Raw genomic sequence first — 13,992 nt, forward strand, 5'->3', positions numbered from 1 at the left:
AGATGGCGCTCCCGCTGGCGCTGGCCGGCCAGGACGTCATCGGACAGGCGCGCACCGGCACCGGCAAGACCTATGCCTTCGGCGTCGCCATGCTGCAGCTCGTCGGCAAGCCGAGGAAGAACCGCAAGAAGCCACGCGGTCTCGTCCTCGTCCCGACCCGCGAGCTGGCCCTCCAGGTGACCGAGGACCTGGTCCTCGCCGCCGGGAAGCTGGGGTCGCGCATCCTCACCGTCTATGGCGGGCGCGCGTACGAGCCGCAGATCGAGGCGCTCAAGAACGGCGTCGACGTGATCGTCGGCACGCCGGGGCGGCTGCTCGACCTGGTCAAGCAGAAGCACCTCGACCTCGGCCAGATCACCATGCTCGTCCTCGACGAGGCCGACCGCATGCTGGATCTCGGCTTCCTCCCGGACATCGAGCGGATCATCAAGCTGGTGCCGGAGAACCGGCAGACCATGCTGTTCTCGGCCACCATGCCCGGCGAGATCGTGAACCTGTCCCGCCGCTACCTCACCCGGCCCACCCGGGTCAGGGCGGAGAGCGGCACGGCCGAGGCCGAGACGACCACGCTGACGACGCAGCACGTCTATCGCACGCACCGCATGGACAAGATCGAGATCGTGGCCCGCCTGCTGCAGAGCAGGGGCGCCGGGCTCACGATGGTCTTCTGCGAGACCAAGCGTGCCTGCGACATGGTCGCCGAGCAGCTCAAGGACAAGGGCTTCGCGGTGGCGGCCGTCCACGGCGACCTCGGCCAGGGCCAGCGCGAGCAGGCGCTGCGGGCGTTCCGCAACGGCAAGATCAACGTGCTGGTGGCGACCGACGTCGCGGCGCGCGGCATCGACATCGACGACGTCACCCACGTCGTCAACTACGACTGCCCGCAGGACGAGAAGACCTATGTCCACCGGATCGGCCGTACGGGCCGGGCGGGCCGCACGGGCGTCGCGGTGACCTTCGTCGAATGGACCGAGCTGGCCCGCTGGAAGGTCATCAACAGCGCCCTCTCGCTCGACTTCAGCGAGCCCGTCGAGACCTATTCGAGCTCCCCGCACCTGTACGCCGACCTCGACATCCCCGAGGGGACCAAGGGCGTGCTCCCGCGCGCCCAGCGCTCCCGGGCGGGTCTGGAGGCCGAGGAGATCGAGGACCTCGGGGAGACCGGGCGCACTCGCTCCCGTGGCAAGTCCCGCCGGGGCGACGCCCGTGACGACGCCCGTGACGACGCCCGTGACACTGCCGAGGAGCGGCGCGAGCGCCCCGCCCGCACCCGCGAGCGGCGGCGGACCCGTGGCGGCCGGCTCAAGGACGCCGCGGCTTCCCCGGAGCCCCAGGCGCCGGTGGAGGCTCCCGTGGAGGCTCTCGCGGAAACCCCTGCCGAGGTCACGGTGGAGGCACCTGTGGAGGCCACCGCCGAGGCCGCGCCGAAGCGTCGTGGCCGCAGGGGCGCGAACACGGCGGCCCTGACCGGCGCGCTGGCCGACGTCTCGGCCGTGACGTCCCCTGCGGACGACACGGCCCCCGGCACGGCGCCCGGCACGGTGAGCGACACGGTGATCGACACGGTGATCGACGCGGAGACCCGCTCCGAGGTCGAGGCCGGACCGGAGACGGAGCCGGAGGCGGCCCCGCGCAGGACCACCCGCCGCAGGGCCCGCGCCGCCGACCCGGCGCCCGCGCCCGTGGCCTCGGCCGCGGCCGAGGAGCAGGTGGAGGAGCGCCCGGCCCGCCGCCGCAGGAGCCGCGCCGCCGACAGCGCCGACCAGGCGCTCCTGGTGGAGGCGGAGCCGACGGTGGCGGCACCTGTCAGCGAGATCGCCGACGAGCCCGCCGAGCAGCGGCCGGCTCCGAAGCCGGAGCCCGAACGGATCATCCCGGCCAGCCCGTTCATGATCGTGTTCAAGTCTCCCGACCTCGCGACCGATGACGACGATCCTGCGCCGTCCGCCGCGACCGAGCGCGCCCAGCAGCGGCGCCGCCCGCCCCGGCCACGGCCCCGCCGTACGGGGTGAGGGGCCGGCACAGGCCCGCCCGGCGATGAGCACGACCGCAGGGGCAGGAGGAGCACCGGACAACCGGCGCTCTTCCTGCCCCAGTTCTTTGAGGGCTGCTTTGCCCACAGTGGGTATGACCTGGACAGGAGGCATGCGCAATGACCGTCCGAAACCCTCATAGTCGCTTCGGTAGTGTCGCTGGGATCTTCCCTGGGTATCGTGATGCCACGTGAGTGAGCGAGCCTTCAGCAGACGGTCCAGGACGTGGGGCCGGTCCGGCCCATCGGTTCCCGGGATCCGGGGTGAGGTGAAGGAGGCCTCGTGAGCACGCCACGGTTCCTGACGCTTCCTCCAGGTGTCAGCAGTGAGCAGATCGAGACGCCGCTCGGTTCGTTCGCGGTGCTCGAAGCGCTTCCGGTCAGCGGTGTCCCCGAGCGCTGGCCCGCCCTTCTCGTCCCCGGCTTCACGGGGTCGAAGGAGGACTTCATCGCCGTGCTGCAGACGCTCGCGCAGGCCGGTCGCAAGGTGATCGCGGCCGACATGCGCGGGCAGTACGAGACGCCGGGCCCGGACGATCCGGCGGCGTACTCGTGCGCGGCCCTGGGCGCGGACATCGACGCGCTCGCCGCGGTGGTCGGCCAGGGCGAGCCCGTCCACCTGCTCGGCCACTCCTTCGGCGGCCTGGTCGCCCGCGAGACGGCGCTGAACGGCACCACCAAGCTCGCCTCGCTCACGCTCATGAGCTCGGGCCCCGCGGGCATCGTCGGGCCGCGCGAGCGCATGGGCCGGGTCCTGCTGGCCGAGCTTCCGGAGTACGGCCTCGAATACATGTGGTCGAACCGGATGGAGCCCGAGGCCCTGGCGGCGGGCGTCCCCGACGACATCGTGGCGTTCCTGCGCAAGCGGCTGCTCTCCAACCACCCCACCGGTCTCGTGGCGATGGCGCACGAGGTGCTCGGCGCCCCCGACCGCTGCGCGGAGCTGGCCGAGTGCGACCTCGATCTCCTGGTCCTGTACGGCGAGCACGACGACGGCTGGCCCCCGGTGCTGCAGGCGGAGATGGCCCGCAGGCTCGACGCGGAGTGCGTCGTGGTGCCCGGGGCCCTCCACTCGCCGGCCGTCGAGGCCCCCGAGACCACCGCGGCGGCCCTGACCCGGTTCTGGAACGCGGCGGAGAGCCGGCTGCTCCAGCACCAGCACGGATGACCCGGCCGCCATGCCCGCGACCGGCGGCCTGACCGCCCAGCCCCCGGAATCGGCGACGTGGCTCGTCCACGTCGACCGCACCATGTGGGTGGCGGGCGTGCGCGGCCTGATGCTGCAGGCCCTGCATCCGCTGGCGATGCGGGGCGTGTGGCAGAACTCCAACTTCCGCGACGACCCCTTCGGCCGTCTGCGGCGTACGGCCGACTTCGTGGGCCGCGTGACGTACGGCAGTCCCGAGGAGGCCGACGAGATCGGCAGGCGGGTGCGCGCGATCCACCGGGCCCTGCGCATCCGCGACCCCGACACGGGCAGGACCCACCGGGTGGACGACCCCGAGCTGCTGCTGTGGGTCCACTGCGCCGAGGTGATGTCCTACCTGGAGGTCGTCCGCCGCGCGGGCGTCCCGATCAACGACCGGCAGGCCGACCAGTACCTCACGGAGCAGCGGCGCAGCGCCACGTATGTCGGGCTCCACGCCGACGACGTGCCCGGCACGGTCGCCGAGATGAACGACTACTTCGCCCGGATGCGGCCGGTCCTGCGGGTCATCCCCGAGTCGGCCGCCGCCGTGCGGTTCCTGCTCTGGCCGCGCCTGCCCGAGAGCATGCGCTTCCTGTCCCCGGCCAAGCCGGTCTACTTCCCGTTCGGCGCGCTGTGCTACTACACGCTGCCCGGCTGGGCCCGCCGCATGTACGGCGCGCTGCCCGAGGTGCCGCAGATCGCCGTGACGGCGGCGTTGCGGGCCTTCCGGCTGGCCATGAACACGATCCCCGACGCCGTGCACCAGCAGGTGCTCGACGAGGGCACCAGGGCGATGCTGCGGGCCTCACGCGAACGCCTGGGCGCCGCCGGATATGACGTCGGCAACGGCCTCAGGGCGCTGGTCGATCCTCGGCGGCGTCCGGGGCGTACGGCGACGGGCTGACCGGCGTCTCCGCCAGGCCGTCCCAGGGCAGCCGGTCCGGGGAGGCCGCCCGCCCCTCGGGGCAGTGGCGGCGGAAGTCGCACCACGAGCAGATGGGGCCCGGCTCCGGCGGGAACAGCCGGTCGATCTCAGGCGGCACCGTGACCGGCCCTGTGACCGGCCCTGTGACCGTCCCGGCGCCGGCCTCCCGCCGTGGAGCCGGCACGCCCTTGCTGCCGCGTCCGGCCCACTCACGGTAGGCGTCGTCGGCGTCGGCCGCCTCTGTCGCGATGTCCTCGGCGCGGCGCAGGTGACGGGCGAGCGACTCGTCGGTGTGCTCCCACTCGGCGACCGTCCCGGTGGGCAGGTGGTGTAACTCCACCCGGTGGCAGGCGCGGCGCATCATGCGGGACGACGCGATCGCGTAGACGGCGAGCGCGATCGACGAACGGGCGTCGTCGGAGGTCGGCGGGCGGCGGCCGGTCTTGTAGTCGACCACGACCAGTTCGTCCCCGCGCCGGTCGAGCCGGTCGACCCGGCCCGAGACGGCGATGACGGACGTGCGCGTGGCGACCGTGCGCTCGACGCCCACCGGCTCGTCGCCGGGGTCGAGCGTGGCGACGTAGGAGGAGACCATCGCGCGGGCACGGTCCCGCCACGCGGCCGACTGCTCCTCGTCCCTGAACCCCTCGCGGATCCAGCCGTTGGTGAGCAGCACGGCCGCCATGACCGGCGTACGCCGGTCGTACGGCTCCCGCCACCACGCGGCCAGCGCGTTGTGAACGGAGGCCCCCACGCTGTTGTGCGCCCACGGGGGCCCCTTCTGCGGGGCGGGCCGGTCGAGATAGGTGAAGCGATAGCGACGCCGGCAGTCGAGCCAGGTGTTCAGGCGCGACGGCGTGCAGGTGTAGAGCCGCCTCGGCATGCCGTCGAGGCCGAGCTGCTCCACGGTCCTACTCGTCCAGGTTCAGCTTGATGCCGGACGCCGCGGTGCCGTCCACGAGCGGCGGCGGCGCCGCCTCGGCCTCCTGGGCGCCGGTCAGCGACCCCGACAGCCAGCGGTCGAACTCGGGCTCCAGGTCGCCGATGCTGCCCTCCTCGCCGTGCGCGGGCAGCACCCTCGTCTCGTGGGGCAGCGTGAACAGCCGCTCGCCGATCGAGGTGAGCTGGTCGGCGAGCGCGGGGTATTCCCCGCCGAGCTTGCCGGGGCCGTCCATGAGCAGGGTCTTGCCGGTGAAGACCGCGCCGAGGCCCTCGCAGTAGAGCGAGACGCCGCCCGGCGTGACGCCCGGCGTCGCGAGCACCTCCAGCTCGACGTCGGCCACGGAGAACAACCCCTCGTCCTCCATGTCGATGTCGGGCCAGGTCTCCTCCCAGGTCTGCCTCCACAGGCGCTTGTCCTTGGGGTGGACGGCGATCACGGCCTCGTCCCTGGCCGCCACCTCGATCGCGGCGCCCACGTGGTCGGGCAGGCCGTGGGTGCAGATGACGGCGAGGACCTCGCGGTCGCCGACCTTCTCCAGGATCTTGTCGGCGTCTCGCGCCGGGTCGATGACGATCACCTCGTCGTCGTCGCCCACGATCCAGGTGTTGTTCTCGACCTTGTGCTCGTCGCCCTCGATGTCCACGAGGCCCGAGGTCACCACTCGTTCGATGCGCGCTGTCACGGCTCAGAACCTTACTATTTCTCGCGGATCCAGCCCGCCGTTCAGACATCCCCGTCGAGACGCGGCGAGAAGGCGCCGAACGGCAGGTCGAGCGCCTGGTCCTGGTCTCGCAGGTCACGCAGCGACAGGTTGGCCAGGGCGATGAAGCAACCGGCCTCGACCGGCCAGGCGACCGTCCACAACCAGTTGCCGAGAGCCTCGCCCACATAGACGGCCCGGTCTCCCGGCACTCCCCGCCCCGCGCACCACAGCGCCGTCGGATGGCCGCGTGCGTCGATCTTGGCGTGCGGGGGGCCTGCGTCGAAGCCCGCGCCGGGGTCCGGGCCCGGCAGCCCGGCGTACGCGGCCCCGAGACCGATGCCGGGCTCCTCGGCGATGAGCAGCATGTCGGCGGGGCCCTGGGTGACCGAGGGACCGGAGAGGGCGACGACGCTCGCCCTCACGCCGGTGCGCTCGTCACCCACCTCCCCGAAGCCGGTCACCAGCCATCCGGAGGGCAGCGGCCACGGGAGCCAGACGGGCACCCGCGCCGCCTCGCACAGGGCTTCCAGAGCGGCCTCAGAGGGCCGCCGGGGCGGCTGGTAGGGCAGGACGTCACCGTGAGCGGCGCATCGCCAGGAACTCGACCAGACGTTCGGTTCGTGTAGCGGCCCGAAGCACCGCGGACATGTTGGCGCGGTTCTCACAAATATTCACGGTGCTTCCGTGATGTCCGTACGTCAAGAGTCTGCCCGTTATCTAGTCGTAATCTTGGTGATGTGCGGTGCATCAGATGTGTGGGCGCGATCGTCTCCGACGCCGAAGGGCGGCTGCTGCTGGTGCGGCGGGGACGCCCTCCCGGCGAGGGGCTGTGGTCGCTGCCGGGCGGCCGGGTCGAGCCCGGCGAGACCGACGAGCAGGCGCTGCGCCGCGAGCTGCGCGAGGAGACCGGCCTCGACGTCGCCGTCGTACGGCTCGCGGGGACCGTGCTGCGGCCCGCCCCCGGCGGCGCGACCTTCGAGATCCACGACTACGTGGCGACCGCCTCCGGCGTGCCGGTCGCCGGGGACGACGCCGCCGACGCCCGCTGGTGGGCGCCGGCCGACCTCGCGCGGCTCCCGCTGACCGACGGCCTCATCGACGCTCTCACCGAATGGGGGATCGTCTCCGGGATCGGCGCCCGGTGATCGGGGCTCCGTGATCAGTGCTGCGTGACCGTGCTGCGCCAGATCGTCAGGTGGTCGTCGGCGTAGCCGGCCGACCTGCCGACGGCCACCACCCGGTCACCCGAGACCGCCACCGCCCCAAGCCATTGCGCCCCCTGGCCGCCGAGGCCGTCCTGGGTGAGCGTCCGGCGCGCCCAGTCCACCCCGTCTTCGGACACCCACGCGGCGCTGTCGGTCTCGCCGCCCTCCTCAGGCGACCGATGCGATCCGACGGCGACGAGCCCCCGCCCGGTCGCGGTCAGGTCGAGCACCGAGGCGGCGGCGTCGGCGGGCAGCATGCCGTACTCCCAGCTCGCGCCGTCGTCGGTGGACAGCGCGGAGAACGGGCGGGGGCCGTCGTCGGTCATCGCGGTGCCGACGACCACCACACCCGCCTCGGTCGCGACCACGTGACGCAGCCCGGCCGAGGTGGTCTCGGGCGGCAGCACCCGGCCGCGGGCGTTCCAGTTGACCCCGTCGGAGGAGACCCAGACCACCCCGGTCTCGCGGTCGGCCGTGCCCGACCCGCCGACCGCCATGAACCCGCCGGGCGTCGCCGTGACGTCGTAGAGGCGCACGCCCGCCCCTCCGGCGGGCATGCTGCCCGGCGCGGAACGGGTGAACCGCTTGAGGTCGGGGCTGAACCACAGGGCGGGCAGCGTCCCCGTGGCGGACCTGTCCTCCCCCGCCATGACGTAGCCCTTCGGCCCGGCGGCCACCACGGCGGGCGCGAGCAGGAAGTGGCCCGCCGGCACCTCGATCGCGGGACCGGGCCGCCAGCTCTTCCCGTCGGGCGAGGTGACCAGCAGCGGCCGGGTCACCGCCGGGTCGGTCGTCGTGCTGCCGACGGCGAGCCACCCCTTGGGGCCGTGCGCCACGCCACTGAGCGCCTGGCGTCCCGGCCCGCCCAGCAGGTCGGGGAACACCGCGTCCTTCCAGTTGGCCCCGTTGTTGCCGCTCGTCCAGATCGCGGCGTCGCCGTTGGCCGCGCCCACGGCGACGAAGGTGCCGCCGGAGGCCGCGACGTCCGCGGTGTCCCTGGCGAGCCGGTTGAGCCCGGCGATCTCCTTGAGCGGCACGGCGCGCGCCGCCTCGCCCTTCCCCGCCGTGATCAGCACGGGGAGGTTCTCCACGTCGCCGGGCCCGCGCTTGTCACCCCCCGCCACGAGGATCCCGGCGTCGGTGACGGCCAGCCCGCGCAGCGTGCCGGGGATCGCGCCGAGATCGGCGCTCCTGGTCCACTTGCGCCCGTCCTGGCTGGTGTAGACGGCATACCGCTCCCAGCCCGACTCGGCCACCGCCGCGAGGCCCGCCGCCGACGCCGCCAGGCCGCGCACGCCCGTCCCCTCCGCGCCGAGCGGCCCGATCGTGCCGCACTGGGTCCAGTCGGCGCCCTCGGGCGAGCAGTAGACCCGCACCTCGCCGGCGTCCGACTTCTGCCGGGTGGGCACGAGCACGAAGCCCTTCTTCGTGACGGCCAGCGCGCCGGGTTCGGCGCGTACGTCCGCCAGGGCCGCGGCCGTACGCAGCCAGGTGCGGCCGCCGTCGTCGGAGCGCAGGACGACAGAGACGGAGTCGCCCGAGCCCGGGTCGGCGAGCGCCACCACCCGGTCGCCCCTGGCGGCCACCGCCCGCATCGCCCTGATCTTGTCCGGGGTGCCGATCTGGTCGCTGTCCACCCTCGTCCAGCCGACGCCGTCGGGCGACACCCAGGCGACCGGGCCCGCCGTCCCGTCCCGCAGGGTCGTGGCGCCCACGGCGAGGAAGCCGGTCGCGGTCCGCGCCACGTCGGTGATCCGGTCCTGGCTCCAGAACGCGGTCAGCCGGGCGGGGTCCACCGCGGTCCAGGACCGGCCGTCGGAGGAGACCCACATGCCGCGTGCGGCCGGGCCCGCCGAGCCGGGCGCGTCGGTGCCGACGGCGAGCCAGCGGCCGTCGCCGCCCGCGACCCTGCCGACCGCCCCGGGCGCGGACTCGTAGCCCGGGGCGTCGGCGACCCGGCCCGTCTGCCAGTGCGCGCCTCCGTCTGCGGACACGAGGAACAGCGGCCGGGTGAGCGGGCTCGTCGTGTCGCTGCCCGCCGCCACCACCGTCGCGCCCGCCGCGGCGAACGCGTTGAGCACCTGGCTGGAGCCGTTGCCCGGCAGCCCGGGCGCCGAGAACGCGGCGTCGCCCGACTGGCCGTCGCCCGCGGCGAGGCGCAGCCCGGCCGTGGACGGCCCGCCCGCCCACCTGACGACGACCACGCCCAGCACGGCGGCCGCCACGAGGACCACGGCGATCACCGCCGGCCGCACCATCGGGGGCAGGCGCGGAGGGAACCGCCGGGGCAGCACCCGCCTGTGGCGGCGTCCGCCGCCCGGCCGGGGCGGGCCCGAGGCCACGAGCACGTCGGACCGGGCCGGGCGGCCCCCCGGCGGACGCCCGATGCGCTCGACCGGCTCGGCGGGCCCGACCGGCTCGCCAGGCTCGACAGGCGGCTCGACAGGCGGCTCGACGGGCGGGCCGTCGTGCTCGGGCTCGACCGGGATCTGGGGGCTCATGCGGATGCCGCCGGACTCCCCCAGGCCGTAGCGGGGGGCGGGCTCGGGCGGCATGTGCGTCCACACATGCTCTGTGTGGACCTGTTCCGGGGAGTGGACCTGTTCCGGGGGAACGTGCTCGCGCAGCGGTCCGGACGGTGGGGTGTCGAGCTCGGGGGCGCCGGGGCCGTCGGGGTTCTCGCGGGGGATCTGGGCCCGCCGCGGCCGGGGCGGGCCGGAGGCGACCAGCTTGTCCGGCCGGTTCACGATCCGGCGACGCGGGCCGTCCTCCTGCGCCGATTCCCGCACCGGCCCCTGCACCGGTTCCTGCACCGGTTCCTGAACCGGCTCCTGCACCGGTTCCTGAACCGGCTCCCCCGCCGACCTGGCACCCTCGCCGTGCCAGGTCGTGGGGGCGCCCGGATCACCGGGCCCGCCGGGGTCCCCGGGTCTTCGGCCGCCGGAGCGGCTGTGGCGCGGTTCGCCCGTCCCGTACGGCGCGGCGTACGGATTGCGGCCCGCCCTGGGCCCGTGGGCCGCGTCCGATCCTGGGCGCGGAGCCCAGATGCCGCCGGATAAGTCCGGGTCGCGTGAGTGCGATCCGGCGATCTTGCGGTAGGGCCGGGTGTCCTCGTCGTCCGCCGGCTCGCCCGCGTCGTTGAAGGCCGGGTCGTCGGGGGCTGCGTCGTCGAGGCCTGTGTCGTCGGGAGCCGCGTCCTCGGGAACCACGTCCTCGGGAACCACGTCCTCGGGAACCGCGTCCTCGGGAATAGGGGCCGCGAACGGCGGAAGCGCCCACGGGGACGGGACGGGCGGCCGGTGATGCAGCTCCGGCGGGGGCAGAGAGGAGGGTTCGCCGGCGTCGCGCCGGTGGTCGCGCTCGTGCTCGTGGGGGCCTGAGGTCACACTCAGCACCTCCTCCCCGGAGAGGTCAATCCGGACCGTTCCACCTGTCGTACGGCAAAGCGATCACAGTGATACCCCAACACGAATCCAGAGCAACACGGGAAGCGCGCGGGGACCATACCTCTCTAGTGAGATTTATCGGGAGAGAGTCTGAATTGCCCACTTTCGGGCGATTATCAGCACACCAATGCCGAAAACCGCGAACTGGACGGCCGATCCGATGAGCGACTCCCAGGGCACCTCGCCCTGTTCGAGGGCGCTTCCCATGTCCCCCGAGGCCGCGACCACTCCGAACGCCACGACGTTGTTGGTCGCGTGCAGGGCGATCGGCGCCTCCAGACCGCCCGTACGGACCGCCAGCCACCCCATGAGCATGCCGAACGCGAAGACGTAAAGGATCCCCCAGCCCGTGTAGCCGTGTGAGGCCGCGAAGGCCGCCGCGCCGACCAGGATCCCCGGCCACGGAGTGCGCAGGTACGCTCCGAACCCCTGGATGATCCAGCCGCGATAGGCGTACTCCTCCGCCGCCGACTGGAACGGCACCAGCAGCAGGATCACGATGATGGCCGGGAGGAACTCATCCCAGCCCGCCCATCTGAAGCCGGGATCGACCCCGGCGAACATCAGCGTCCCCACCTCGACCGCCTGGCCGAGCACGACCGCCACCAGCGCGACCAGCAGGCAGGCCCCCAGCCACCGCCAGCGCAGCCGCAGCGCCACCGACGACAGCGATCCCGGCGGCCGCCGCTGGAACAGCCACGCGGCGCCGAGCACCAGCGGCAGCAGCAGCGCGATGACCCCCAGCTGGAACCCGAGGTCGAGGACCGGGTCGGCGAACAGCCGGGTCCCCGTCCGCGCCATGGGCACGCCCGTGACGAGCGAGACCACGAAGGCCACCAGGCCGACGACGATCGAGAGCGCCAGGAAGGCCGCGATGATCGCCACCGTGCCGGCGATCGGCCGCCACCAGCGGTGCAAGGGCGTACGGGCCAGGCGGTCGTAAGGAGTGCCGGGCGGAGGCGGAACGTCCCAGCGGGCACGCGGCGGCGGCCCCCACGGATAGGGCCCGGGATACGGCCCCGCCACGGGAGGCGGCCCCACCACGGAAGGCGGCGGCTGCGGCGGGCCGGCCGGCCAGGCGGTCCCGCCCGCGTACGGCCCGGGCGCCAGGTAGGGACCGGGCAGCTGGTCCGGGCCGCGGGCCTGGTCCGGGCCCGGCTGTGGTTCGTTCATATGTCCATTCTTCGCGTGCCGCGGGTGATCAGCTGGGCGGGGTGAAGGAGCTCGACCTGGACAGGCCCGCGGCGCGACCCTTGGCCGCCACCACGAGGGCCATCTTCCGTGACGCCTCGTCGATCATCTCGTCCCCCAGCATGACCGCGCCCCGCTTCTCGACCGTCGTGTAGTACTCGTACGCGTCGAGGATGAGCTCGGCGTGGTCGTAGTCCTCCTGCGAAGGCGAGAACACCTCGTTGGCCGCCTCCACCTGCGTCGGGTGGAGCACCCACTTGCCGTCGAACCCCAGCGCGGCCGACCGCCTGGCGACCCGGCGGAAGCCGTCCAGGTCGCGGATCTGCAGGTATGGCCCGTCGATCGCCTGGAGACCGTGCGCGCGGGCGGCCATCAGGATGCGCATGAGGATGTAGTGATAGGCGTCCCCCTCGCCGTAGCCGGGGGGCTGCTCGCCGACGACCAGCGTCCGCATGCCGATCGAGGCCATGAAGTCGGCCGGGCCGAAGACCAGCGTCTCCAGCCGGGGCGAGGACGCGGCGATGTCGTCCACGTTGACGAGGCCCCGGGCGTCCTCGATCTGCGCCTCGATGCCGATGCCGCCCTCGGGCAGGCCGGTGGCCCGCTCGACCTGGCCGAGGAGGGTGTCGAGCCAGGCCACGTGGGAGGCGTCCGCGACCTTCGGCAGCATGAGGCAGTCGAGCCGGTCTCCGGCGCCCTCGACGACCTCGATGACGTCGCGGTAGGTCCAGTGGGTGGTGAGGTCGTTGACCCGGACGACGACCGTCTTGCCCGCCCAGTCGCCCTCCTTGAGCGCGGCGACGACGTTGCGGCGCGCCTCGTCCTTGGCCCCGGGGGCGACCGAGTCCTCCAGGTCGAGGAAGACCTCGTCGGCGGCGAGGCTCTGGGCCTTCTCCAGGAAACGCGGGTTGCTGCCGGGCACCGCCAGGCACGATCGTCGAGCGCGCATGGGCACACCGTAGCGTGGTCGTCAGGCGGTGCTGATTAGGCTGGGGCGCATGACCCTGCCGGTGATCGAAGAGGGCGCGAAGAAGTCCAACGTGCTGTGGCTCGGCCTGCCGTCCGGGGTCCGGCTGGCCTGGCACGCCTGGCACGACGGTGCGATCTACGTGGTGACCGGCGGACAGGAGCAGTCGCTTCCCGGGCTGGCCGAGCTCGCCGCCGCCCGGGGCGAGATCGAGGTGGTCCTGCGCAGCAAGGACAACGGCGCCGAGCTCGTCCGTTTCCCTGCCGCCGCCGAGGTGGTGGACCAGGCGGCCGCCCCGGAGGCCGTGGCCGCGCTGGCCAAGGAGCGCCTCAACGCCCGCGACGCCGCCGGTCTGACCACCCGCTGGGCCGAGGGGTCCACCGTCGTACGGCTCACCCCTCGGATCAACCCTCAGACCTGATCAGACGCGTACGGTCTCCACCGTCTCGGCCGCGTGGCGCTCGGAGCCGAGCCGTACGGTCGCGGTCTGGGCCAGCAGGGCCCCGGCGAGCACGATGACGCCTCCGGCGATCTGGGCGGCTCCCAGGCGCTCGCCGAGCAGCACCCAGGCGACCAGCGCCCCCGCGATGACCTCCACCGAGGCGACCGTCGAGCCGACCGCGGCCGACAGCCGCCGCACGGCCGTGACCCCGGTGGCGTACGCGACCACTGTGGCCACCACGACCAGCACCACGACGGCCACGGCGACGGGGATCGTGCGGCCGGAGACCTCGGCGGCGCGGGTGAACGCCGCCCAGTCGATGTTCCAGGGCCGGGAGACGGGCAGCAGGACCACCGCCGAGCCGAGCATGCCCCAGCCGATCAGGCCCAGCGTGTCCACGTCGTCGCCGAACGAATCGCTCATCAGGAAATATCCGGCGCAGCAGGCGGCGGCGAGCAGGGCGAGCAGCAGTCCGAGCGCGTCGAGGCGCAGCCCCTCCCAGACCTGCACGACGATCGCGAGCCCCACGACCGCGATCAGCGCCCCCAGGTAGGCCGAGCGCGGCAGCCGCAGCCGCCGGACGAACCGTACCCACAGGACCACCAGCACCGGCGAGGTGTACTCGATCAGCAGCGTCACGCCGACCGGCAGCCGGGTGATGGCCACGAAATACAGGGCCTGCACGGCCGCCACGGCGATCGCGGCGTACGCCGCGAAGAACAGGAGGCGGTCGCGGGGGATGCGCAGCGCGCGCGGCTTCACGACGGCCAGGACCGCCAGCAGGAGCACGCCGGCCCCCGCCATGCGGATCCAGACGGCCTCCAGCGGCGCGAGCCCGGCCACGCCGAGGATCTTCGCCATCGGTCCGGAGAACCCGAAGCAGAAGGCCGAGACGCCCGCGATCGCCAGGCTGACAGCCCTCATCGTCACCTGCCCATGTAATTACCAA

12 protein-coding genes are annotated in these 13,992 nt (G+C 73.4%); 5 read left to right on the forward strand and 7 right to left on the reverse strand.

What is annotated here, in order from left to right; genetic code table 11:
- Nucleotides 1–2 precede the first annotated feature (2 nt).
- The 3 genes from OHB01_RS04345 (at nucleotide 3) to OHB01_RS04355 (ending at nucleotide 4,125) form a co-directional block, all read left to right on the forward strand.
- Nucleotides 3–2,012 carry a DEAD/DEAH box helicase gene (locus OHB01_RS04345; protein WP_328854960.1) on the forward strand — a complete coding sequence of 670 codons (2,010 nt, stop codon included), beginning with the start codon at nucleotides 3–5 and terminating at the stop codon, nucleotides 2,010–2,012.
- A 303-nt stretch (nucleotides 2,013–2,315) separates the two neighbouring features.
- Nucleotides 2,316–3,200, forward strand: a complete 885-nt coding sequence (locus OHB01_RS04350; protein ID WP_328854961.1) for an alpha/beta hydrolase — start codon at nucleotides 2,316–2,318, stop codon at nucleotides 3,198–3,200.
- A 10-nt stretch (nucleotides 3,201–3,210) separates the two neighbouring features.
- The gene (locus OHB01_RS04355) at nucleotides 3,211–4,125 is read left to right on the forward strand and encodes an oxygenase MpaB family protein (protein ID WP_328854962.1); all 915 of its coding nucleotides are present in this window, start codon (nucleotides 3,211–3,213) and stop codon (nucleotides 4,123–4,125) included.
- Here the strand turns inward: OHB01_RS04355 and OHB01_RS04360 are convergent.
- The 3 genes from OHB01_RS04360 to OHB01_RS04370 are packed head-to-tail and all read right to left on the reverse strand — an operon-like array spanning nucleotide 4,073 to nucleotide 6,457.
- Nucleotides 4,073–5,053 (reverse strand): PD-(D/E)XK nuclease family protein, encoded by a 981-nt coding sequence (locus tag OHB01_RS04360; protein ID WP_328854963.1) that lies wholly within the window; start codon nucleotides 5,051–5,053, stop codon nucleotides 4,073–4,075. The two genes, OHB01_RS04355 and OHB01_RS04360, sit on opposite strands and share 53 nt — an antisense overlap.
- A gap of 4 nt (nucleotides 5,054–5,057) precedes the next feature.
- Entirely contained in the window at nucleotides 5,058–5,771 is a 714-nt protein-coding gene (locus OHB01_RS04365; RefSeq protein ID WP_142651774.1) for an MBL fold metallo-hydrolase, read from the reverse strand.
- A gap of 41 nt (nucleotides 5,772–5,812) precedes the next feature.
- A complete protein-coding gene (locus OHB01_RS04370; protein WP_147943493.1) occupies nucleotides 5,813–6,457 on the reverse strand; it encodes a DUF6758 family protein in 645 nt (214 codons plus the stop codon).
- Nucleotides 6,458–6,529: 72 nt separating this feature from the next.
- Here OHB01_RS04370 and OHB01_RS04375 point away from each other — a divergent pair, with 72 nt between their 5' ends.
- Entirely contained in the window at nucleotides 6,530–6,937 is a 408-nt protein-coding gene (locus tag OHB01_RS04375; RefSeq protein WP_142651772.1) for an NUDIX hydrolase, read from the forward strand.
- A 14-nt stretch (nucleotides 6,938–6,951) separates the two neighbouring features.
- On the opposite strand, the gene OHB01_RS04380 is transcribed toward OHB01_RS04375, so the two are convergent.
- From OHB01_RS04380 to OHB01_RS04390, 3 genes are all read right to left on the reverse strand, one after another.
- Nucleotides 6,952–10,383, reverse strand: a complete 3,432-nt coding sequence (locus OHB01_RS04380) for a hypothetical protein (RefSeq protein ID WP_328854964.1) — start codon at nucleotides 10,381–10,383, stop codon at nucleotides 6,952–6,954.
- 135 nt (nucleotides 10,384–10,518) lie between these two features.
- Entirely contained in the window at nucleotides 10,519–11,616 is a 1,098-nt protein-coding gene (locus tag OHB01_RS04385) for a type II CAAX endopeptidase family protein (protein WP_328854965.1), read from the reverse strand.
- A gap of 28 nt (nucleotides 11,617–11,644) precedes the next feature.
- Complete coding sequence (locus OHB01_RS04390; protein WP_142651769.1) at nucleotides 11,645–12,583, reverse strand: HpcH/HpaI aldolase/citrate lyase family protein; 939 nt, start codon at nucleotides 12,581–12,583, stop codon at nucleotides 11,645–11,647.
- Between the two features lie 49 nt (nucleotides 12,584–12,632).
- Between OHB01_RS04390 and OHB01_RS04395 the strand changes: the two genes are divergently transcribed.
- Nucleotides 12,633–13,022 (forward strand): hypothetical protein, encoded by a 390-nt coding sequence (locus tag OHB01_RS04395; RefSeq protein ID WP_240972136.1) that lies wholly within the window; start codon nucleotides 12,633–12,635, stop codon nucleotides 13,020–13,022.
- On the opposite strand, the gene OHB01_RS04400 is transcribed toward OHB01_RS04395, so the two are convergent.
- Nucleotides 13,023–13,967, reverse strand: a complete 945-nt coding sequence (locus tag OHB01_RS04400; protein WP_142651768.1) for an EamA family transporter — start codon at nucleotides 13,965–13,967, stop codon at nucleotides 13,023–13,025.
- Nucleotides 13,968–13,992 lie beyond the last annotated feature (25 nt).

Source organism: Microbispora hainanensis, from assembly GCF_036186745.1.
Taxonomy (GTDB): Bacteria; Actinomycetota; Actinomycetes; order Streptosporangiales; family Streptosporangiaceae; genus Microbispora.